At 35.0% G+C, this 21,399-nt stretch carries 20 protein-coding genes; 10 read left to right on the forward strand and 10 right to left on the reverse strand.

All coding sequences use genetic code 11. From position 1 onward, the window contains the following. Positions 1-25: 25 nt before the first annotated feature. Both HX049_RS07285 and HX049_RS07290 read left to right on the forward strand, forming a co-directional pair. On the forward strand, positions 26-538 hold the full coding sequence (locus HX049_RS07285) for an acyl-CoA thioesterase (RefSeq protein WP_006257871.1): 513 nt from the start codon (positions 26-28) through the stop codon (positions 536-538). A gap of 4 nt (positions 539-542) precedes the next feature. Then, positions 543-1,331 carry a S1/P1 nuclease gene (locus HX049_RS07290; RefSeq protein WP_006257872.1) on the forward strand — a complete coding sequence of 263 codons (789 nt, stop codon included), beginning with the start codon at positions 543-545 and terminating at the stop codon, positions 1,329-1,331. A gap of 87 nt (positions 1,332-1,418) precedes the next feature. Here the strand turns inward: HX049_RS07290 and HX049_RS07295 are convergent, their stop codons facing one another. Beyond that, the gene (locus HX049_RS07295) at positions 1,419-2,756 is read right to left on the reverse strand and encodes a hypothetical protein (protein WP_286415097.1); all 1,338 of its coding nucleotides are present in this window, start codon (positions 2,754-2,756) and stop codon (positions 1,419-1,421) included. 238 nt (positions 2,757-2,994) lie between these two features. On the opposite strand from HX049_RS07295, the gene hflX reads away from it, so the two are divergent. Both hflX and asnA read left to right on the forward strand, forming a co-directional pair. Further along, positions 2,995-4,227, forward strand: coding sequence for a GTPase HflX (gene hflX, locus HX049_RS07300; RefSeq protein WP_006257874.1), 1,233 nt, complete (start codon positions 2,995-2,997; stop codon positions 4,225-4,227). 262 nt (positions 4,228-4,489) lie between these two features. Beyond that, positions 4,490-5,494, forward strand: a complete 1,005-nt coding sequence (gene asnA / locus HX049_RS07305) for an aspartate--ammonia ligase (protein WP_286415098.1) — start codon at positions 4,490-4,492, stop codon at positions 5,492-5,494. A gap of 49 nt (positions 5,495-5,543) precedes the next feature. Here asnA and HX049_RS07310 read toward each other — a convergent pair whose 3' ends face one another. The 5 genes from HX049_RS07310 to HX049_RS07330 are packed head-to-tail and all read right to left on the reverse strand — an operon-like array spanning position 5,544 to position 8,965. Next, entirely contained in the window at positions 5,544-6,398 is an 855-nt protein-coding gene (locus HX049_RS07310; RefSeq protein WP_131540395.1) for a DUF3078 domain-containing protein, read from the reverse strand. Positions 6,399-6,454: 56 nt separating this feature from the next. Next, entirely contained in the window at positions 6,455-6,970 is a 516-nt protein-coding gene (locus HX049_RS07315) for a DUF2480 family protein (protein WP_286415102.1), read from the reverse strand. A 2-nt stretch (positions 6,971-6,972) separates the two neighbouring features. Continuing rightward, a complete protein-coding gene (locus tag HX049_RS07320; protein WP_006257878.1) occupies positions 6,973-7,293 on the reverse strand; it encodes an iron-sulfur cluster assembly protein in 321 nt (106 codons plus the stop codon). 11 nt (positions 7,294-7,304) lie between these two features. Next, complete coding sequence (locus HX049_RS07325) at positions 7,305-7,724, reverse strand: SufE family protein (protein WP_286415103.1); 420 nt, start codon at positions 7,722-7,724, stop codon at positions 7,305-7,307. A gap of 26 nt (positions 7,725-7,750) precedes the next feature. Continuing rightward, positions 7,751-8,965 (reverse strand): aminotransferase class V-fold PLP-dependent enzyme, encoded by a 1,215-nt coding sequence (locus HX049_RS07330; protein ID WP_286415104.1) that lies wholly within the window; start codon positions 8,963-8,965, stop codon positions 7,751-7,753. Positions 8,966-9,153: 188 nt separating this feature from the next. On the opposite strand from HX049_RS07330, the gene HX049_RS07335 reads away from it, so the two are divergent. From HX049_RS07335 to HX049_RS07360, 6 genes are all read left to right on the forward strand, one after another. Continuing rightward, positions 9,154-10,011, forward strand: coding sequence for a heme/hemin ABC transporter substrate-binding protein (locus tag HX049_RS07335; protein ID WP_286415107.1), 858 nt, complete (start codon positions 9,154-9,156; stop codon positions 10,009-10,011). A gap of 6 nt (positions 10,012-10,017) precedes the next feature. Beyond that, entirely contained in the window at positions 10,018-11,049 is a 1,032-nt protein-coding gene (locus tag HX049_RS07340; protein ID WP_131540390.1) for a FecCD family ABC transporter permease, read from the forward strand. Between the two features lie 2 nt (positions 11,050-11,051). Beyond that, complete coding sequence (locus tag HX049_RS07345; RefSeq protein ID WP_131540389.1) at positions 11,052-11,828, forward strand: heme ABC transporter ATP-binding protein; 777 nt, start codon at positions 11,052-11,054, stop codon at positions 11,826-11,828. Between the two features lie 11 nt (positions 11,829-11,839). Beyond that, positions 11,840-12,880, forward strand: a complete 1,041-nt coding sequence (locus tag HX049_RS07350; RefSeq protein WP_286415112.1) for a hemin-degrading factor — start codon at positions 11,840-11,842, stop codon at positions 12,878-12,880. A gap of 436 nt (positions 12,881-13,316) precedes the next feature. Further along, a complete protein-coding gene (locus HX049_RS07355; protein ID WP_006257885.1) occupies positions 13,317-14,294 on the forward strand; it encodes a ribonucleotide-diphosphate reductase subunit beta in 978 nt (325 codons plus the stop codon). Between the two features lie 39 nt (positions 14,295-14,333). Next, entirely contained in the window at positions 14,334-16,028 is a 1,695-nt protein-coding gene (locus HX049_RS07360; protein WP_006257886.1) for a ribonucleoside-diphosphate reductase subunit alpha, read from the forward strand. A 724-nt stretch (positions 16,029-16,752) separates the two neighbouring features. Here HX049_RS07360 and sufD read toward each other — a convergent pair. The 4 genes from sufD to HX049_RS07380 all read right to left on the reverse strand — a co-directional run bounded on the left by sufD (position 16,753) and on the right by HX049_RS07380 (position 20,826). After that, the gene (gene sufD, locus HX049_RS07365) at positions 16,753-18,072 is read right to left on the reverse strand and encodes a Fe-S cluster assembly protein SufD (protein ID WP_286415114.1); all 1,320 of its coding nucleotides are present in this window, start codon (positions 18,070-18,072) and stop codon (positions 16,753-16,755) included. Positions 18,073-18,125: 53 nt separating this feature from the next. Then, a complete protein-coding gene (gene sufC, locus HX049_RS07370; protein ID WP_041888229.1) occupies positions 18,126-18,878 on the reverse strand; it encodes a Fe-S cluster assembly ATPase SufC in 753 nt (250 codons plus the stop codon). 64 nt (positions 18,879-18,942) lie between these two features. Further along, positions 18,943-20,391, reverse strand: coding sequence for a Fe-S cluster assembly protein SufB (sufB, locus tag HX049_RS07375; RefSeq protein ID WP_041895060.1), 1,449 nt, complete (start codon positions 20,389-20,391; stop codon positions 18,943-18,945). A 105-nt stretch (positions 20,392-20,496) separates the two neighbouring features. Continuing rightward, positions 20,497-20,826, reverse strand: a complete 330-nt coding sequence (locus HX049_RS07380) for a HesB/IscA family protein (RefSeq protein ID WP_131540386.1) — start codon at positions 20,824-20,826, stop codon at positions 20,497-20,499. Between the last annotated feature and the right edge of the window lie 573 nt (positions 20,827-21,399).

The raw sequence follows: 21,399 nt of genomic DNA on the forward strand, positions 1-21,399 counted from the left end.
CCTATATTTGTCGAAAATAATAACAATGGAAGCAAAATTAGTATCTGAATCAGCTACTTTAATGACAGACTTAGTTCTACCAGGAGAGACTAACCCACTTAATAATATGTTCGGTGGAGAATTATTAGCTCGTATGGATAGAGCTGCTGGTATCGCTGCTAGAAGACACTCGCGCAGAGTATGTGTTACGGCATCAGTGAACCACGTCGCTTTTAACAGACCCATTCCTCTAGGAAGTGTAGTAACTGTGGAGGCTAAAATATCTCGCTCATTTAACTCATCTATGGAAGTGTACTTAGATGTATGGATCGAAGACAGAGAATCAGGAATAAAGAAAAAAGCAAATGAAGCTATCTATACATTCGTAGCTGTAGATGACACAGGTCATCCTGTAGCTATCCCTGAGCTAATCCCTGAAACAGATTTAGAGAAAGAAAGATACATCGGAGCCTTAAGACGTAAACAGTTGAGTTTAGTTATCGCAGGAAAGATGAAACCAAGTGATGCTACAGAACTTATAGCTCTATTTAACGAATAATATTATGAAGAAATTATTATCCCTATTTGTAGTTGCATTCTTTGCATTACAGACAGCTAATGTATTTGCTTGGGGTACTACTGGTCACAGAGTAGTAGCTGAATTAGCAGAAAGAAACCTAAGCAAAAAAGCTAAAAAACAATTAAAAGAAATCATTGGCAACCAACAATTAGCGTATTGGGCTAACTGGCCAGACTTTTTAAAGTCAGATCCTTCTTGGAAGTTCGCAGATAGCTGGCACTATATCAATATGCCTGGTGATCTAGATAGACAAGCATTCGATAAAGAACTAGCGAACTCTACAGATGAAAACTTATATAAAAGAGCTCTTATCCTTATCGAAGAGTTAAAAGACAAGAATCTTCCATTAGCAAAAAAACAAGAGAATCTGTACTTCTTAATCCATATCATCGGTGATGCTCATCAACCACTACACATCGGTAGACCAGAGGATCTTGGTGGAAATAGAGTAAAGATAGAATGGTTTAGAAAAGCAACTAACTTACACAGTCTATGGGACTCTGCTCTAGTTGATTTCGATAAATACAGCTATACAGAATATGCTACTGTACTAGATGTACACGGCGCTAACTACAATCAAAAAATCACTTCTGGTACATTAGAAGATTGGATCTATGATTCGTACACGATGGCGAATAAACTATATGCTAGTGTAGAGCCTGAAGAGTCTCTAAGCTACAGATACCACTTTGATCACAAAGACAACGTAGAAAGTCAATTACTAAAAGGAGGATTAAGATTAGCTAAAATCTTAAATGACATCTTTAAATAAGACATATCTAAAGCATACAGAAAAGGCGAAGTAATGATACTTCGCCTTTTCTTATTTAGTGCTAAAACTAGCTTATTTACATTTAAATTATCGACTATAACTAGATCTAGACGATGAAGATGAACTACTGCTTCCTCCTCTACTGTAGCCTGATGAGCTACTTCCAGAAGATGAGCGGCTATAGTTACTACTTGATGAGCTACTAGGGTAAGAACTACTAGACGAACGACTGTAGCTACTATTGCTAGAACTACTTGGATAAGATGAGCTACCTCTACTATAACTAGATCTAGATGATGAGTTACTAGGATAAGATGAACTACTAGACGAACGACTATAACTACTATTGCTAGAGCTACTAGGATAAGATGAACTTCCTCTACTATAACTAGATCTAGAATAAGAGGAATTATTAGACGATGAGCTCGCATTACTAGAAGAGTTACCTCTACTGTAGCTAGAACGAGAATTGTTGCTCCCTGTATTCGATATCGCCTCTCCTCTATTATAAGAACTAGAACCTGTATTATCTGTAAAACTACTACCTCTACTGTAACTAGAACGAGAGTTACTGTTTACATTACTAGATGTACTACTATTATCCGTATAAGCAGATCTTCTGTAATTTGGGTTCTGGTTACTATCTACTGAATATTCACTTCGTGAGTTAGAGCTACCTCTAGTATTGGTTAAATCTTTTCTATTATAAAAACTATCCTCACTATATCTGGTTCTAAAAGATTGATTAGGATTTTGCCTTTCATAAGAAGATTGAGCCACCCCTTGATACATATTCTGAGCCTGTGTGCTGTATCGGTTACTTGAATAATAGTAATTATTATAATGATTAATCTGAATATTAACATGGCTCATGTATCGATCAGTGCTGTATGGCGAATAATGATAATAATAATCAGGGTAATACCCCCATCCCCAAGATGAGTGATATGCTCTGTAATTACTAGTCCAGAATAAAGTAAACATAGGTGGTCTACTTAAATAAACAGGCTCATAAATATAATTAGGTCCATAGAGATAAGAGTTTCCAACTACCTGCATTAATACAACATTTTCTCTTGTATCTTTTTCTACTTCAATAGTTGCTACATCTTGAAAAAGATCCTTACCTAATACAGCTTGAATCACAATAAGGTGTGTTCTTCCTTCCACTAATTCCACAACTCGTAGATAATCTACATAACCATCTCTATTTAAGTCAAGGTTATTAATTCTCAAATTAGGGTCATTCAGTCTAAATTCAAAATCAGATAAATCTTTAGACTCTCCAAATATAGAAGCTACAGCTTGAAGGTCTAAATTATCACTAATGTCATAGTTATTAGCTGTTACGACAGCTCTCTGTCCAAAACTTAAAGCTCCAGTAAGAGAAAAAATAACTAAAAATATATATTGTATTATTTTCATTTCAAAAAGTATAAAATGTTATCACTTCTTCTATAATGGCAAAAAATGTACCATAACAATCTATAGCAAGATACTGAAAAACAAAGAGTAAAACTTATTTGATTTCATAAAAAGAGTAAATGTTTTCATAATATTCCACATTTCAAGGGTAGTGATAACAAATTAAAAGACAGTATTTTAAAGTATCTTCTTATTTAGTCTTACAATTTTAGTAATTTTGCACTATAATATAGTTTATATGATTGATAGAGAAGAAATAAATTTTGAACGTTCTGTAATCGTTGGAATCATTACACAAGATCAAGATGAATCAAAGCTAAATGAGTATTTAGACGAATTAGAGTTTTTGACATTTACAGCAGGAGGACAAGTATATAAGCGTTTTACACAGAAAATGGACAAGCCGAATCCTAAGACCTTTGTTGGTACTGGGAAGATGCAAGAAATTCATAATTATATTGTAGAGAACGATATTCATACCGTGATATTCGATGATGAACTATCGCCTGCTCAACAAAAGAATATTTCTAGGGAATTAGACTGTAAAGTACTAGATCGTACTAACTTAATCCTAGATATCTTTGCTCAAAGAGCACAAACTTCTTATGCAAGAACTCAAGTAGAACTAGCACAATTCCAGTATTTATTACCAAGGCTATCTGGTATGTGGACTCACTTAGAGAGACAACGTGGAGGTATTGGGATGAGAGGTCCTGGAGAGACAGAGATAGAAACAGATAGACGTATCGTACGTGACCGTATTACCCTTTTAAGAGATAAACTAAAGGTAATCGATAAGCAAATGGCTTCTCAAAGAGGAAACCGTGGAGCGATGGTACGTGTAGCATTGGTAGGATATACTAACGTAGGGAAGTCTACACTGATGAATGCTGTAGGTAAAAGTGAAGTATTCGTAGAGAATAAGTTGTTTGCAACACTAGATACAACTGTACGTAAAATCGTAATTGGCAACTTGCCATTCTTATTGTCAGATACTGTAGGTTTTATTCGTAAACTACCTACTCAGTTGGTTGAGTCATTCAAAAGTACCTTAGATGAAGTAAGAGAAGCAGATCTATTATTACACGTAGTAGATATTTCTCACCATGACTTCGTAGATCACATCGAATCTGTAAATGAGATTCTTAAAGATATCAAGAGTAATGACAAGCCTACTATTATGATATTTAACAAAATAGATGCTTATCAACCTGAGAGAATAGAAGAGGATGATCTAATGACAGAACGCACTTCAAAACACTATTCGATAGAAGAGTGGAAGAAGACTTGGATGAATAAAGTAGGTGAAAACAATGCTATTTTTATCTCTGCAACAAACAAAGAAAACTTTGAAGAGTTTAGAAAGAAAGTGTATGAAGCAGTACGTGAAATCCACATTACACGTTTCCCTTATAACAACTTTTTATTCCCGGATTATGACCATTTAATTGAATCTTCAGAAGAAGAATAAAATATTTGTTTATAAATTAATTAGTAAAAGAAGATTAGATAATAATATTTTTTCTATTTTTACACTATTGCTAAAAAGCTGATTATATGTATTTATCAATGAACAATAATTTCTCTAATAATAATTTGAATCGTTTCTACGACTCGAAGAGGAATCCTATTGGCATTGATTTAAGTTAATTATATATTATTTCATTATCCGTTTAAAGGCTCCTCTCTGAGGAGCCTTTTTTATTTTAAAACAAATTCAAAAACAAAAAATCATGAGCAAAAAAGAAATTTTACAAACAGAAAAATCCATTGCATTAGTCAAAGAACAATTCTCTAAAGGACTATGTGATGCACTTAATCTATATCCTATATCATCACCTATGATTGTAAATGAAGGCACAGGAATTAATGATGATCTAAATGGTATAGAACGTCCAGTATCATTCCCTGTAAAATTTCTAAACAACAATCGCGGCGTAGTAGTACATTCATTAGCAAAATGGAAAAGAATTAGACTACAAGAACTAGAATTAGATGCTCATGAAGGAATTCTAACAGATATGAAAGCCCTTCGTCCAGATGAGGATAGCAGTCCTATACACTCTATCTATGTCGATCAATGGGACTGGGAATTACGCATTGAAAAATCTGATAGAACTCTAAGTTATTTGAAAAATATAGTACGTTCAATCTATCAAACATTGCTAGACACAGAACACAGAATATATGAAGAACTAGGAATAGAACCTATCCTGCCTAAAAAACTATCTTTTATCCATTCTGAGCAACTTTTACAACTATACCCTACTCTTACTTCAAAAGAAAGAGAACATGCAATAGCGAAAGAATATGGAGCTGTATTTATTATAGGAATTGGAGGAAAGCTATCTAATGGACACCCACATGATAGTCGATCAGCTGACTATGACGATTGGACTACTCCTACAGAAGATGGTTATAAAGGATTGAATGGAGATCTACTAGTGTGGAACCCCGTTCATGGTAAATCACTAGAACTATCTTCTATGGGGGTTAGAGTAGATAAAGAAGCTTTAGAACATCAATTAGAGTTAGCAGGAGCTTTAGATAAAAAATCGTTGTTATATCACAGTTTACTTCTTGAGGACAAGTTACCTCTTTGTATAGGTGGAGGTCTAGGTCAATCAAGAATTTGTATGTTTTTATTACGTAAAAAACATATTGGAGAAGTACAAGCAAGTATTTGGCCAGAAGAAGTAAGAAAAGATGCAGAACAAAAAGGAATAAACCTATTATAAAAAAGAAAAGGTTGGCAAATGCCAACCTTTTTACTTTTTATTTATTCTATTAGAAGTTGTAGTTTACTCCTACACCTACCATCTCTCTAACTTGGAAGCCTTTATAAGCTAAGTCATCGTAGATTGTTTGGAATGTAAAGTTTGTAGAAAGATATTTATTAATCTTCATCACTACATTCAACTGATAATCAATTACCACATTCTCTGGTTTTTTCAGATAGTTAGAATATAAGTTTAAGATATTCTCTACAGATACATTCTCCATAATGTCGAATTTGTAGTATCCATTAACTGACATCCCCAGTTGGTATTTCATTGATTTACCTTTTTCGACACCAAAAGCATCACCAAACTCTGTAAAGTGGTCATGAACTAAAATGAAACGTGAAGTAGCAGGTGCAATATTCACTTTCAAATTATCACTCTTTTTCCACAACATACCAGGTCCTACTTGTAAATAAGCTGGAGACATAAAGTGTGAGTTGTATACTCCATCTTTATCTATCCCTCTATCCATCTGAGTCTTGAAATTCAAGAATGCAGAATAGAACCAGTTACCTTCAGCCTTTTTACCTAGCAATGAGTTAAACTCTAGTCTATCATCAGTTTTCTTCTGATCTTGCCCTTTTAACTTAGTAAGACCGTAACTAGCAATTATTTTATTATCCCAGTTCCAATCACCTTGTTTGTAATTGAAATCATAATTTACTTTTAAACTTCCAGATACGTTATTATCTCCACCTGCTTGCCAATTTGAGAAGCTAGATTGGTTAAGTAAAAAAGTAAAATTACCTGTTCTTGTCCATGGGCTAACAGCTTCTGTTGCCGCATTAGCCTCAGTTTCCTGAGCCTGAGCCGAATACACTGCTAAGAAAGCGCACACTCCTAATAAAAGTCTCTTCATATTGTTAAAATTTTAATCAAAAATAATAACAATAAGTTAAAATAGCAAAGAATGGACTACTTTTTAATTGTACGTTTATACACAGGTACAGCAGAACATGCTTCTCCAAACATCACTGAACGTGCGTGATTCATCATTAATTGGGTTGCTAAAACATACGCCTCCTCAGGAATTTCCTTCTTTGAGCAACCTTTAATTATCACTGGTAAATCCGCATATTGAGAATAATCTAAAGAAAATAACAATTCTTGATAAATAGACTTTTCTAAATGTGCTCTATCTCCTAAAAATATACGTTTGGCAACAGGTTGAAGATGACTTGTCAAAAGCATATATGCCCATCCTGGAAGAATAGCATCTGTAGAACAGAACAATCCTACGTAAGCATTCTCATAAAGAGACCAATCTACTTCTTTTAATGCAGCCCTGAACTCTTTCTCTCTAAGCACAAAACCCTCATATAACCACTGTGCTATATCGATATCCATACGAGGATTCGTAGGATATAGCTCTTCTAGGTCAAAAACTTTTAGAGCGCTATTAGCAACTTTATTTACAATTTCCCCTTCCATAATTAAAGCATTCCCAATTCTAGCTTAGCCTCTTCACTCATTAAATCTTTTGTCCAAGAAGGCTCAAAAGTTAATTCAATCTCAACACTTTTTACATTGTCTATTGATCGTACCTTTTCCTCTACTTCCATTGGTAGAGTCTCTGCTACAGGACAGTTAGGTGAAGTTAATGTCATAAGAATCTTAACATCATAATTCTCATTAACAAAAACATCATAAATTAATCCTAGCTCATATATATCTACAGGAATCTCTGGGTCATAAATAGTTTTAAGAACCTTAACTATATTCTCCCCTAATTGTTGTACATCTACTTCTTCCATACTCTATAAATTTATTGTTTAGCTTGATAAGCTAAAGCATACATTTTAATTTGTTTTATCATTGAAACTAATCCATTTGCTCTAGTTGGAGACAAATGTTCTTTTAGACCTATCTCGTCAATAAAAGACATATCAGCATTCAGGATATCCTCTGTTCTCTGTCCTGAAAAAACTCGAATCAGAATAGCAATAATTCCTTTCGTTAAAATAGCATCACTATTTGCTGTAAAAACGACCTTGTCGTCTTGTAACTCAGCATGTAACCACACTTGTGATTGACATCCCTTAATCAAGTTCTCTTCTACTTGATATTGAGGATCGATTAACGGAAGACTTTTTCCTAATTCAATAATATATTCATAACGTTGCATCCAATCGTCGAACATTGAAAAATCGTCAATTATCTCTTCTTGAATTTCTTTAATTGTCATATCGTTATATTTTCTTTATTTACTTATTATGATAACATCATTTGTGCTTTCTTCACTGCTTCTACTAACACATCGATTTCCTCTTTCGTATTATAGAAAGCAAATGAAGCTCTAATTGTACCTGGAATGCCAAAAAAGTCCATAATAGGTTGCGTACAATGATGTCCTGTACGTACCGCTACACCAAGTTTATCTACAATAACTCCAACATCATAAGGATGAATACCTTCTAGATTAAAAGAAATCACTGAAGTCTTCTCTTTAGCAGTCCCATATATTTTAAGTCCTTCTATTTCAGATAAACGCTTCGTTCCATACTCTAAAAGCTCATGTTCATAAGCAGCTATTTTATCAAACCCTATTCCGTTTAGATAATCTAAAGCAACTCCTAATACAATTCCTCCAGCAATATTCGGCGTACCTGCCTCAAATTTGTGTGGTAAACATGCATACGTTGTTTTCTCAAAAGTCACAGTTTTGATCATCTCTCCTCCTCCTTGATAAGGTGGTAATTTATTTAACCATGCTTCTTTTCCATAAAGAACACCAGTTCCTGTTGGTCCACACACCTTATGACCTGAGAACACATAGAAATCACAATCTAGGTCTTGTACATCAGGTTTAATATGCGGTGTTGCTTGAGCACCATCGATTAAAACAGCAGCTCCTGCTTGATGCGCTTTAGCAATAATTTCCTTAATTGGGTTAATAGTTCCAAGCGCATTAGAAATATGGGTTACAGCTACTATTTTTGTATTAGAACTTAATAGCTTGTCGAATTCTTCCATAATTAAATCACCTTCCTGATTCATTGGAATAACTTTCAATGTAGCACCTGAACGTTCACAAGCGAACTGCCATGGCACAATATTAGAATGGTGCTCCATAGCGGAGATAAGCACCTCATCACCTTCCTTAAGCAGACTACCAAAACCACTTGCTACCAAGTTTATTCCAAACGTAGTCCCTGCTGTAAACAGTACTTCATAATCATGCTTAGCATTCACATGAGCTTGTACTTTTTTACGAGCTTCTTCATACGCATCCGTAGCCAATTGACTAAGTGTATGTACACCTCTATGAATATTTGCATTGATAGTTTCGTAATATTTAACAATTGCATCCTCTACCACTTTTGGCTTTTGTGCAGTAGCTGCGTTGTCAAAATAAACTAAAGGCTTGCCATTTACTGATTGAGTAAGAATTGGAAAATTCTTACGTACCTCCTTTATATCTAACATATTACTTTTCATTTAATTAAAAATACTTCTCATACTTCTTTAGTATGCAAATGTAAAAGCAAAGATAAGGATAACTATACTTTAGCCTACTAAATATTAATTTAAAATTAATCTAAATATGTTTTGTAACGCGTAAAAAAGATTCTATTTTTGCCATAATTTAGAACTATTTCAAATAAACAACTCAAATGAAAAAACTAACAGCTTTATTCCTAATCGTTACAGCAATGATGAGCTGTAACTCTAAAAAAGAACAAGAGTCTACACCAGTTGAAACGACTCAAGTAAAAGAAAGAATTATTTCTCTAAATGGAGCAATTACAGAAACGCTTGTTGCACTTGGAGAAAAAGAAAATATAATAGCAGTAGACGTAACTAGCACTTATCCTGAAGACATTAAAACAACAGCTCAAGATCTAGGACATACTTCTAAAATATCAATTGAAAGCATTATGGCGTTAAAACCAACGGTTATATATGCTACAGAAAAAGACCTTAACGACGATTTCAAAAGTCAATTAGAAAAGACAAAAATCCGCTTAGAAGTTATTAAACAAGAGTTCACTTTAGAAGGAACTAAGACATTAATAAAAACTGTAGCTCAGTCATTAAACAATGAAAACTACCAATCGCTTCTAGACAAAATAGATCAAGACTTACAAGATCTTCCTTCTTTTGAAAACAAACCTAAAGTATTGTTTATCTATGCTCGTGGTGCTGCTACCCTTCTAGTTGCAGGAGATAAAACACCTGTAAACAATATTGTAGATCTAGCAGGAGGACAAAACGCAGTAACAGAATTTGAGGATTTCAAACCTCTTACACCAGAATCATTACTAAACAGTAACCCAGACTATATCCTAATGTTCACAACAGGATTACAAAGTATGGGAGGTATCGATGGAGTATTAAAAATCGATGGTATCAACAAAACTAATGCTGGTAAAAACAAAAAAGTAATTGCGATGGATGGCTTATTATTAAGTGGATTCGGTCCAAGAGTAGGCCAAGCAGCAAAAGAATTAAATCAACTACTATCTGAATAAATTATAATGAAAACCAAACTCTCTTTTTACGCAATAGTATTATCTGTTATCTTAATTGTGATAGCCATTGCGTCTATATTCATAGGAGTTTATCAATTTGAGTCTGGATCATTCCAGACTTTATATCAAATATTGTTCACTAAGCAAGAGGTAAATCCAAGCGACTATTATGTATTTTTTGATGTCCGACTTCCCAGAGTTCTAATGGCAATCTTAACTGGCGCTGGACTATCTCTTGCCGGAACAACACTTCAAGGAATGTTTAAGAATCCCCTTGCCTCGCCAGATCTTATAGGTATTACAGCTGGATCTGTATTATTTGCAGCAGTGACTATTGTTTTAGGATCTCATATTAAATCCTTGATCCCAGAAGCTGTACACTACTCATTATTGAGTATAATGAGCTTTGTAGGAGCTATCATCACGATGTCCTTTGTATATAAAATGTCTACTACAGCGGGTAAGACTAATATCAGTGTATTACTACTATCAGGAGTAGCTATTACTTCTCTGACGGGTGCTGCGACAGGCTTGCTGACTTACTTATCAAGTGATGAAGAATTGAGAAATTTAACCTTTTGGACCTTAGGTAGCTTAGCAGGAGCGACTTGGACTAAAGTTAGTATCCTTGCAGTAGTTGTATTAGTTTCTATAATCTTGTTAATCAACAAGGGAAAGGCCTTAAATGCGATGATGCTAGGAGAACGAGATGCTACACACTTAGGAATACCAGTAGAAAAAACAAAGAAAAAAATAGTATTATTATCCGCCCTTATGGTAGGTACCATAGTAGCATTCACTGGAACTATAGGATTCGTAGGATTAATAGTTCCATATATACTTAGACTTGTTTTTAAATCTAACTATTACTTCATTCTACCCCTATCTACACTATGTGGTAGTATACTATTATTAGTTGCAGATACGATAAGCAGAACACTAGTGCCTCCTTCAGAGATTCCGATAGGTATTCTTACTTCGATTATGGGAGCACCAGTATTTATTGCTATATTAATCAAGTTTAAAAAATCACTCTAGTTATGATTGAAGCTTTTAAAATAAACTATTTAGCAAAAGGAAATTATATCATTAACGATATAGACTTCGAATGTAAAGAAGGTGAGTTTATTGCAATATTAGGTCCTAATGGAGCGGGTAAGTCTACGTTCTTAAGTATACTTGCTGACGAATTACACGAAAAGGGAAACAAAGTTCTATTGAAATCATGTGAATACCCTAAATGGTGTAGTAAAGAACTACCTAAGCACAAAGCTAAGTTTTCACAACATCACAATGGAGATATACCTCTAAACGTAGAAGATGTAGTGATGATGGGTAGATATCCTTATTTTGACCACATCCCTACAGAAGACGACAAAACTGCAGTACAGCAGAGTATGGACTGTATAGACATCTGTCCACTACAGCACAGAGAGTACAATCATCTATCAGGAGGAGAGAAACAACGCGTCCACTTAGCTAGAGTATTATCACAGTTAAACAATAATGTTGAAAATAAGCTGTTATTCTTAGACGAACCTTTGAACAATCTAGATGTACTACATCAGCACCGTATCATGGACATCATTAAAGAATTTACAGCTAAAGGAAATACAGCTATCGTAGTAATACATGATCTAAATTTAGCAGCACAGTATGCTGATAAAATACTCTTGCTACAGAAGGGAAAAAAAGTAATCTATGATACACCTGCAGCAGTATTAACTCAAGAGATCATCTCTGAGGTATATAACTTTCCATGTGTGGTGACTAAAAACCCTGTTAGCAATAACCCTTTAATAATATTTGGTATCTAAAAACAATAATTATGAGTACAAGCACACAAACATTAAAAGAACGTTGGGACGCTCTAAAGGAGACCAATCCACATATTAGAATACGCAACGCAGCCAAAGAACTTAACGCTAGTGAAATGGAATTGCTTGCTACACAAATAGGAGATTCTGTTACGCGATTAAAACCTGAATTTGAAGCAATACTATCTGAAGTAGAAACTTTAGGAAAAGTAATGGCGCTTACGCGTAATGACGAATGTGTACACGAGAGAAAAGGGGTGTATGCTAACCCAGATTTTAGTAGCCCTCACGCTGGTCTATTCGTTAATCCAGACATTGATTTAAGAATCTTCTTAAGTCATTGGAAAAAAGCTTTTGCAGTAGTAGAAAAAGCAGGAGATAAAGACAGAATGAGTTTACAGTTCTTTGGTAAAGATGGTGAAGCTATTCACAAGATCTATTTAGTACCTCAGAGCAACGAAGAAGCATTCCACGCATTAGTAAAAAAATATACTTCAGAGAATCAGTCAACTGAAGAAACAACAGAGCCTTATATACATAATCTAGACGAAAGATTAGATGAAGAGATAGATGTAGAAGGATTCAGAACAGAGTGGAAAGAACTAAAAGATACACATAACTTCTTTTCATTATTAAAGAAATACAACCTAACGCGTACGCAAGCATTAAGATTAGCTCCAGATGAGTACTACGCTAAGCAGATTACTAAAGATGCTATCGTAACCTTGTTAGAAGGTGCTTCAGAGGCACAGACACCTATTATGGTCTTTGTCGGGAATAGAGGTAATATCCAGATTCACACAGGCGAAGTAAAAAGAACGATGTGGCATCAGAACTGGTACAATGTACTAGACCCAGACTTCAATATGCACCTAGATATGGATAAGATAGCACAGACATGGATAGTGCGCAAACCTACAGAAGATGGTATTGTAACTTCTGTAGAAGTATTCAACGAGATTGGCGAAATCATCGTCCAATTCTTTGGTAAGAGAAAACCAGGAATACCAGAATTAGAACAATGGAGAGAACTAGTTGCTAAACTAGCTTAATATACTAAAAAGTGGAAGGCATACCTTCCACTTTTTTTATTTTCAGTAGGTCCCCTTCTATTCATCAAAAATAAAAAATTACATATTTTTTAAGACAACACAATAAAAATTAGGAATAACAAAATTGCCTTAAGACAATATCGTCTTAATACACCTACTCTCAAATGATATCACCATTAAATCGACAATCACAACATTTCAACAAATAATAGTTATCAACAGATGTTTAATAACTAATTATGATTTTCAAACATTTTCTATTGATTTAGTCCTTAGTAAAGAGTAAATTAGCTAAGATAACTTCGTCAATCTTATCTACTTACACACAAGGCTATCGCAGTGTTTACAAGTGTTTATCACTTTTAAAAAGTACACTCACTTGACGTTTTGACTAGAATAAGATTGTCCTAATTATGTAATCTAATAAAATTAAGCTATGTCGATTTTTGATAAAAGAGTAAACTACAAACCGTTTGAGTATCCTGGAATTTACCAATTCACAGATGCAATTAATAAATCATTTTGGGTACATAGTGAAGTTGACTTCACAGCAGATACACAAGATTTCCATTCGCACTTAACGAAAGAAGAACAACTAGCTATTAAGCATAGTTTATTAGCTATTGCACAGATAGAAGTTGCAGTTAAGACCTTTTGGGGAAACTTATACTTACACTTCCCTAAACCAGAATTTAATGGGCTAGGAAGTACATTTGCAGAATGTGAGTTTAGACACTCAGAAGCATATTCTAGATTATTAGATGTATTAGGATATAATGACGAGTTCGAGAACTTACTGACAGTACCTGTTATTAAAGAAAGAGTAGAATACTTATCAGAAGTATTAGAGAACTCTGGTAACTATACTGACCGCAAAAAATACGTAGTATCTCTTATCCTATTCTCTTTATTGATAGAGAATGTATCTCTGTTCAGCCAGTTTGCCATCATCTTATCTTTTACTCGTTTTAAAGGACTGATGAAGAATGTGAGCAACATCATTGCATGGACATCAGTAGACGAGCAAGTACATGCTAATGCAGGTATCTATATCGTTAACGTGATTAGAGACGAGTTTCCAGACTTCTTTGATGACGAGTTAATCAATCATGTCAATGAAGTAATCCATAAATCTATCGAGATCGAAAGCAGAATCTTAGACTGGATCTTCAGCACAGGAGAAATAGAAACGGTAAACAAAGCAGATCTATTAAACTTCATGAAGTTCAGAGTAGACGAAAGTATGCAAAAGATTGGCCTTAAAAAGGTATTTAATATCACCCACGAACAATACAAACCAATGGCTTGGTTCGAAGAAGAAGTGTTCGCAAACAGTTTAGATGATTTCTTCGCTAAGAGACCTGTTGACTATACGAAGCACGATAAGAGTTTCTCTGCAGACGACCTATTCTAAACCAAAAAATTCACTATCAAAAAAACCTAAAAGAATTCTATGAACAATTTCTCATTACCATTATTGACAGAAGACAACGATAACCTAACAGAAAAACTTTGGTGGAAAAACTCCGAAAGTGAACAAATCCTTAATAGAGGATACTTGCTTAAAGGAGAGACGGTAGAAGGTGCTATCGACCGTATCGCATCAGCTGCTGCCAGAAGACTGTATAAACCTGAATTAAAAGAATCATTCCAAGAGATGATAGAACGTGGATGGATGAGTCTAAGCTCTCCTATATGGGCTAATATGGGTACAGAGAGAGGTCTACCTATTTCTTGTTTTAACGTACATATTCCAGATGGTATAGAAGGAATCACACACAAGCTTGGTGAAGTAATTATGCAAACCAAAATCGGTGGTGGTACATCAGGTTACTTTGGAGCGCTACGCGAGAGAGGTAGTGCAGTAACAGATAATGGTAAGAGTAGTGGTGCTGTAAGCTTTATGAAGTTGTTCGATACAGCTATGGACACCATATCACAAGGAGGTGTGCGTAGAGGTGCTTTTGCAGCATACCTAGACATAGACCATCCTGACTGTGAAGAATTCTTAAATATAAAAAATATCGGTAACCCTATCCAGAACCTATTCTATGGAGTATGTATACCAGACTACTGGATGCAAGAGATGATAGATGGGGATAGAGAGAAGAGACAATTATGGGCTAAAGTACTAGAGAGTCGCCAACAAAAAGGTATGCCATACTTATTCTTCTCTGATAATGTGAATGGGCATAAACCACAAGTATACAAAGATCTTAATATGCGTGTGAACGCAAGTAACCTTTGTTCTGAGATTATGCTTCCTTCTTCTGATGACGAATCTTTCATCTGTTGTTTATCTTCTATGAACTTAGAGTTATACGACGAGTGGAAAGACACAGAAGCTGTTAAACTAGCGATCTACTTCCTAGACGCGGTACTCCAAGAGTTTATAGAAAAAACAGAAGGAAACTACTATTTAGCTGCTGCTAATCGTTTTGCTAAACGTCATAGAGCGCTAGGATTAGGTGTACTAGGATGGCACTCATACTTACAGAAGAATATGATCCCATTCGAAGGGCTACAAGCTAAAATGCTAACAAATCAAATATTTGATAACATTAGTGCTAAAGCAGACAAAGCGTCTCAAGAATTAGCGCGTATCTATGGTGAACCAGAGATCATGAAAGGATATGGTAGACGTAACACGACTACTATGGCTATCGCGCCTACTACCTCATCATCTGCTATCTTAGGACAGACTTCTCCAGGGATAGAACCTTTTAGTAGTAACTATTACAAAGCTGGATTATCTAAAGGAAACTTCATGCGTAAGAATAAATACCTAACGAAGTTACTTGAAGAAAAAGGCTTAGACAACGAAGAGACATGGAGAACTATCATGCTTAACGGTGGTAGTGTACAGCAGATAGAAGGTCTTACTGAAGAAGAAAAAGCAGTATTCAAGACATTCAAAGAAATCAGTCAACTTGAAATCATACAACAAGCTGCTGTGAGACAGAAGTACGTAGACCAAGCACAAAGCTTAAACCTAAACATCCCTTCTGCCCTACCGATCAAGGAAGTAAACAACCTAATGATCGAAGCATGGAAACTAGGAGTTAAAACACTATACTACCAGCGTAGTCAGAGTGTATCTAAAGAGATGGTAACGAACCTAGTGACATGTAGCAGTTGTGAATCTTAAGAACTCAATCTATATTATCTTATAATCTATACAGAGAGAATCTTCATACAGAGGGTTCTCTCTTTTTTTATCCCTCCTCTTCTACCTCATCGTATTATACAGTATGTCAAAGAACGTATGAACTATAATTCTATGGACAAAACTATTACTTCATACTTTCTTTATCCTCTACATTGCCTTTTATGACTGTATATGCACACTTCTAGTCTATTATGGTCGCATAAAGTGGGATAGGTATAATATTGTATATACAACCTTTTTAAGCGCGTATTATTGACAAAAGCAACTCTATGTGATAGTTATCTTAAAATAGCGTAAAAACGCGTAAAAACAACTACAGTGCACTACAAGCTACTTACTAGCCATCAATACCAAAACCTTATAATAATCAGAACACACCAACATTTAATAATAACACAAAAAAGAAATCATCATCAATAAAACACCAACATCTTAAAATAATGTTAAAAACAAGTCGTTTTATACCCTCACATTCTAAGACACAACGCATTACATTTTTTGGCACGATATATGAAATATTCATTGTACAACAAAAACAACAAACTTTCTTTTTCTTAAGCGACCTAGCTCCCCCAATAGCTAGGTCGTTTTTATTATTATAATTAGCATACCTAACCAATATGACCATAGCATTTATTAAATGCAAAAAGAGACTGCCTAAGGCAGTCTCTTTTATATTTGACCAAGTATAAAAAACGTGAAATTAAATTTCAAATCCCATAGATACTCCTAATTTTCCAGCAATTACTTTCGCTACCTTAGATTTTAACTCAGGTATTTTTACAGACTCCATTACTTCATCTGTAAAAGCATACATTAGTAATGCTTTTGCTTCTTTCTTAGGAATTCCTCTTTGACGCATATAGAACATAGCATCATCGTCTAACTGTCCTATAGTACATCCATGCGAACACTTCACATCATCAGCGAAGATTTCTAACTGTGGTTTAGCATAGATAGTAGCTTTCTCACTTAATAATATATTATTACTCTGTTGGAAACCATCTGTTTTTTGTGCTATTTTATCTACATAGATCTTACCATTGAATACCCCAGTAGAGTTACCATCATAGATACCTTTATAGTTCTGGTGGCTCTCACAGTTAGGCTGGTTATGAGATACTAATGTATAGTGATCCACGTGTTGTTTTTCACTGATTAGTGTCACTCCTTTTAACGTACTATCAATGCGTTCTCCGTCTTGATAGAAGTTTAAGTTATTTCTAGTCAACTTACCTCCGAATGAGAAAGTATGAACAGAAACTCTACTCTCTTGCTTCTGAGTAATATATGTATTGTCTACTAGTGTAGCTTCTTCGTTATCATTCTGTAACTTATAGAAATCTACGATAGCACGTTTATGCGCAACGATCTCCGTTACAGCATTAGTAAGTACAGTAGAGTTAGTCAAGTTTTGATGTCTTTCTACGATCTGTACATGAGCATTCTCTCCTACTACTACTAAGTTACGAGGTTGTACTAACAGGGCTTTATCTGCTACCGTAGAGAAGTATATAATCTCTATCGGCTTAGCTACTACTTTACTTTTAGGGATATTAATAAAAGCTCCCTCTGTAGCGAAAGCTGTGTTTAGCGCTGTCATACTATCCGTCTTATCAGCCGTATTGTTATAAAAGGCATCGATCACCATTTTATATTTAGGCTTAGTCATTGCTGATGACATTAAGCATACGTCTAACCCATCATGAGTAGTAGATGATAAGTGAGAACTGAACACCCCATTGATAAACACCAATTTATAAGTATCAGAATCACTTAAGAAGTATTTCTTTACATCTTTATACTCTATCGCTGTCTCCTCTTTCTGTAATACGCGGAATTCATTCTTTAAAATTGAGTTTAATGAAGTATACTTCCACGCTTCTACTTTCTTAGTAGGAAATCCTTTATCTTCGAATGTCTTTAATGCTTCTAAACGGATATCGTGTAAACCTTCATGTTCACCTTTTAAACCTTGTTCAAAAGCCACAAAAGACGTAATTAATTTATCTTTAAGCTCCATAATTCTTTCTTTGCAATTAGATTAAAATGATTGATTCTTGAGATCTAGTATTCTTACTTCTCTAAAGAAGCTTTGATCCAATCGTATCCTTTTTCTTCTAATTCCAATGCCAATTCTTTACCTCCTGTCTTAACGATTTTTCCATCGTATAATACGTGTACGAAATCTGGCACGATATAGTCTAATAAACGTTGGTAGTGCGTAATTAACACTACTGCGTTATCTTCACTTTTTAGTTTGTTCACTCCATTAGCTACGATACGTAGAGCATCGATATCTAATCCTGAGTCAGTCTCATCTAGGATAGCTAACTTAGGCTCTAACATAGCCATCTGGAAGATCTCATTACGTTTTTTCTCACCACCAGAGAATCCTTCGTTAAGAGAACGAGATAAGAACTTTCTATCGATCTCTAATAACTCTGCTTTCTCTTTGATTTTTTTCAACATCTCGTTCGCAGGCATTTCTTCTAATCCTTGTGCTTTACGTGATTCGTTGATTGCTGTTTTCATAAAGTTAGTTACAGAAACACCAGGAATCTCTACAGGATATTGGAACGATAAGAACACTCCTTTATGAGCTCTTTCTTCTGGTCCTAATTCTCCTAACTCTTCTCCATCTAAAAGAATCTCTCCTTCAGTAACTTCGAATGCTTCATTACCAGTGATCACAGATGATAATGTACTCTTACCAGCACCGTTAGGTCCCATGATAGCGTGTACTTCACCAGCTTTTACTTCTAAGTTAATTCCTTTTAATATTTCTTTATCTTCAACACTTGCGTGTAAATTTTTTATCTGTAACATAAATTGTCTTATTTAATTTTGTTGAGGTAATCTGATTTTTTGAACTCTTTAGTTTAGGCGTAGATTAACCTACACTTCCTTCTAAAGAAATCTCTAATAATTTTTGTGCTTCTACAGCGAACTCCATTGGCAACTTATTCAACACATCCTTAGAGAATCCGTTAACGATAAGTGCAATCGCTTTTTCTGTAGGAATACCACGTTGGTTACAATAGAAGATTTGGTCTTCACCGATCTTACTAGTTGTCGCCTCATGCTCGATCTGAGCAGTAGTATTCTTAGCCTCGATATAAGGGAATGTATGAGCTCCACACTCATTACCCATTAATAAAGAGTCACATTGAGAGAAGTTACGAGCATTCTCAGCTCTAGGTCCCATCTGAACCAATCCTCTATAACTATTTTGAGATTTACCAGCAGATATACCTTTCGAAATAATAGTAGACTTCGTATTCTTACCTAAGTGTACCATCTTAGTACCAGTATCCGCCTGTTGGAAGTTATTCGTCACAGCGATAGAGTAAAACTCACCGATAGAGTTATCCCCTTTTAATATACATGATGGGTACTTCCATGTCACAGCAGATCCAGTCTCTACTTGTGTCCAAGAGATCTTAGCATTCTTCTCACATAGACCACGTTTAGTCACGAAGTTAAATACTCCTCCTTTTCCTTCACTGTCTCCAGGGAACCAGTTCTGAACAGTAGAATATTTAATCTCAGCATCATCCATAGCGATAAGCTCTACTACAGCAGCGTGTAATTGGTTCTCATCACGTGATGGTGCAGTACATCCCTCTAAGTAAGAAACATAACTACCCTCATCAGCGATCACTAATGTACGCTCAAACTGACCTGTACCAGCCTGGTTAATACGGAAGTATGTAGACAACTCCATAGGACAACGAACACCCTTAGGAATATAACAGAATGAACCGTCTGAGAATACCGCAGAGTTCAGCGCTGCATAGAAGTTATCTGTCTGTGGTACCACAGTACCTAAATATTTCTTCACTAGCTCTGGGTGCGTCTTGATCGCCTCAGAGATAGAGCAGAATATAATACCTTTCTCAGCTAGAGTCTCTTTAAATGTAGTCGCTACAGACACAGAGTCCATCACGATATCCATCGCTACACCAGTAAGGCGCTTCTGTTCATTAAGCGAAATACCTAGTTTATTAAAAGTCTCTATCAGTTCTGGATCCACCTCATCTAAGCTCTTATACTCATCCTTCTTCTTAGGTGCAGAGTAGTAAGATATAGCTTGAAAATCAGGTTTAGTATAGTTCACATTAGCCCATTCTGGCTCTACCATAGATTCCCAGATACGGAATGCTTCTAACCTCCACTCAGTCATCCACTCAGGCTCACCTTTCTTAGCAGAGATCGCTCTAACAATATCTTCATTTAACCCAACAGGAAATGTCTCTGACTCTATATCTGTATAGAATCCATACTCATACTCCTTGGTTTCTAATTCTTTCTTTAAATCTTCTTCTGTATACTTACTCATATATTTATACTTAAAAGCCACTACTTTCTCGTACGCTTCTTTTATTAAACTAATTATCAAAAGGAAAGAAAGACAGACGTACATCCGCCTTTCTACCTTGAGGTCTTATAATGAAAAGCTTTCTCCACATCCGCAAGTTCTACTTGCATTTGGATTGTTGAAATAAAAACCTTTACCGTTCAATCCTCCAGAATACTCTAAAGTCGTTCCTACTAGGTACAAAAAGCTTTTCTTATCCACTGCGATTCTCACCCCATTGTCTTCGAAAACCTTATCGTCTTCTCCTATCTCGTGATCAAATTTTAATTGATACGAAAGTCCGGAACATCCTCCACTAGTCACTCCTACACGTACATAATCTGTAGTATGGTTAAACCCTTCATCATCCATCAAAAGGGCTACGCGTTTACTCGCTATATCTGAAACTTTTATCATACCTTTTTTAAAATAGATTAGTTCTAAAATTTGATTTACAAAGGTATTATAAAAAAATGGTTTCTTGTACTAACTAACATATTTATAACGATTAGAAGTTTTAATACTAATATCAATAAAAACTATCGTTAGAACTCCTTTTTTGATATTCTTTCCTAACTACTTTAGTAAAAAAACTACTGAAAACTAATCACTTAATTCGATTATTTTGCTCTACTAAAATACTTTATTGCAAATATTGTACCTTTAATTATACTATTCAAGGACATTTAAAAGAATGTATTGAACAAATCAAGGGAATATTTTTTTAAAAAGACAAAGTTATCCTTTATCAATAAAATATAAAAGCAAGAATCGATAATATTTTGAACACTAAAACAGATACTAATTCTACCTTAAAAGAAGTCCCCTTTCCCACATCAAACAAACCCAATCAACATCAAAGTAGAGACGGATTATTATCCGTGTCAAACAAACAAAATAACCCATTAAATACACAAACAAATCATTATCCATATCAAACATACCCAATCAATATCAATGTAGAGACGGATTATTATACGTGTCAGACAA

Source organism: Myroides odoratimimus, assembly GCF_030326305.1.
In the GTDB taxonomy this organism is placed as follows: Bacteria; Bacteroidota; Bacteroidia; order Flavobacteriales; family Flavobacteriaceae; genus Flavobacterium; species Flavobacterium odoratimimum_A.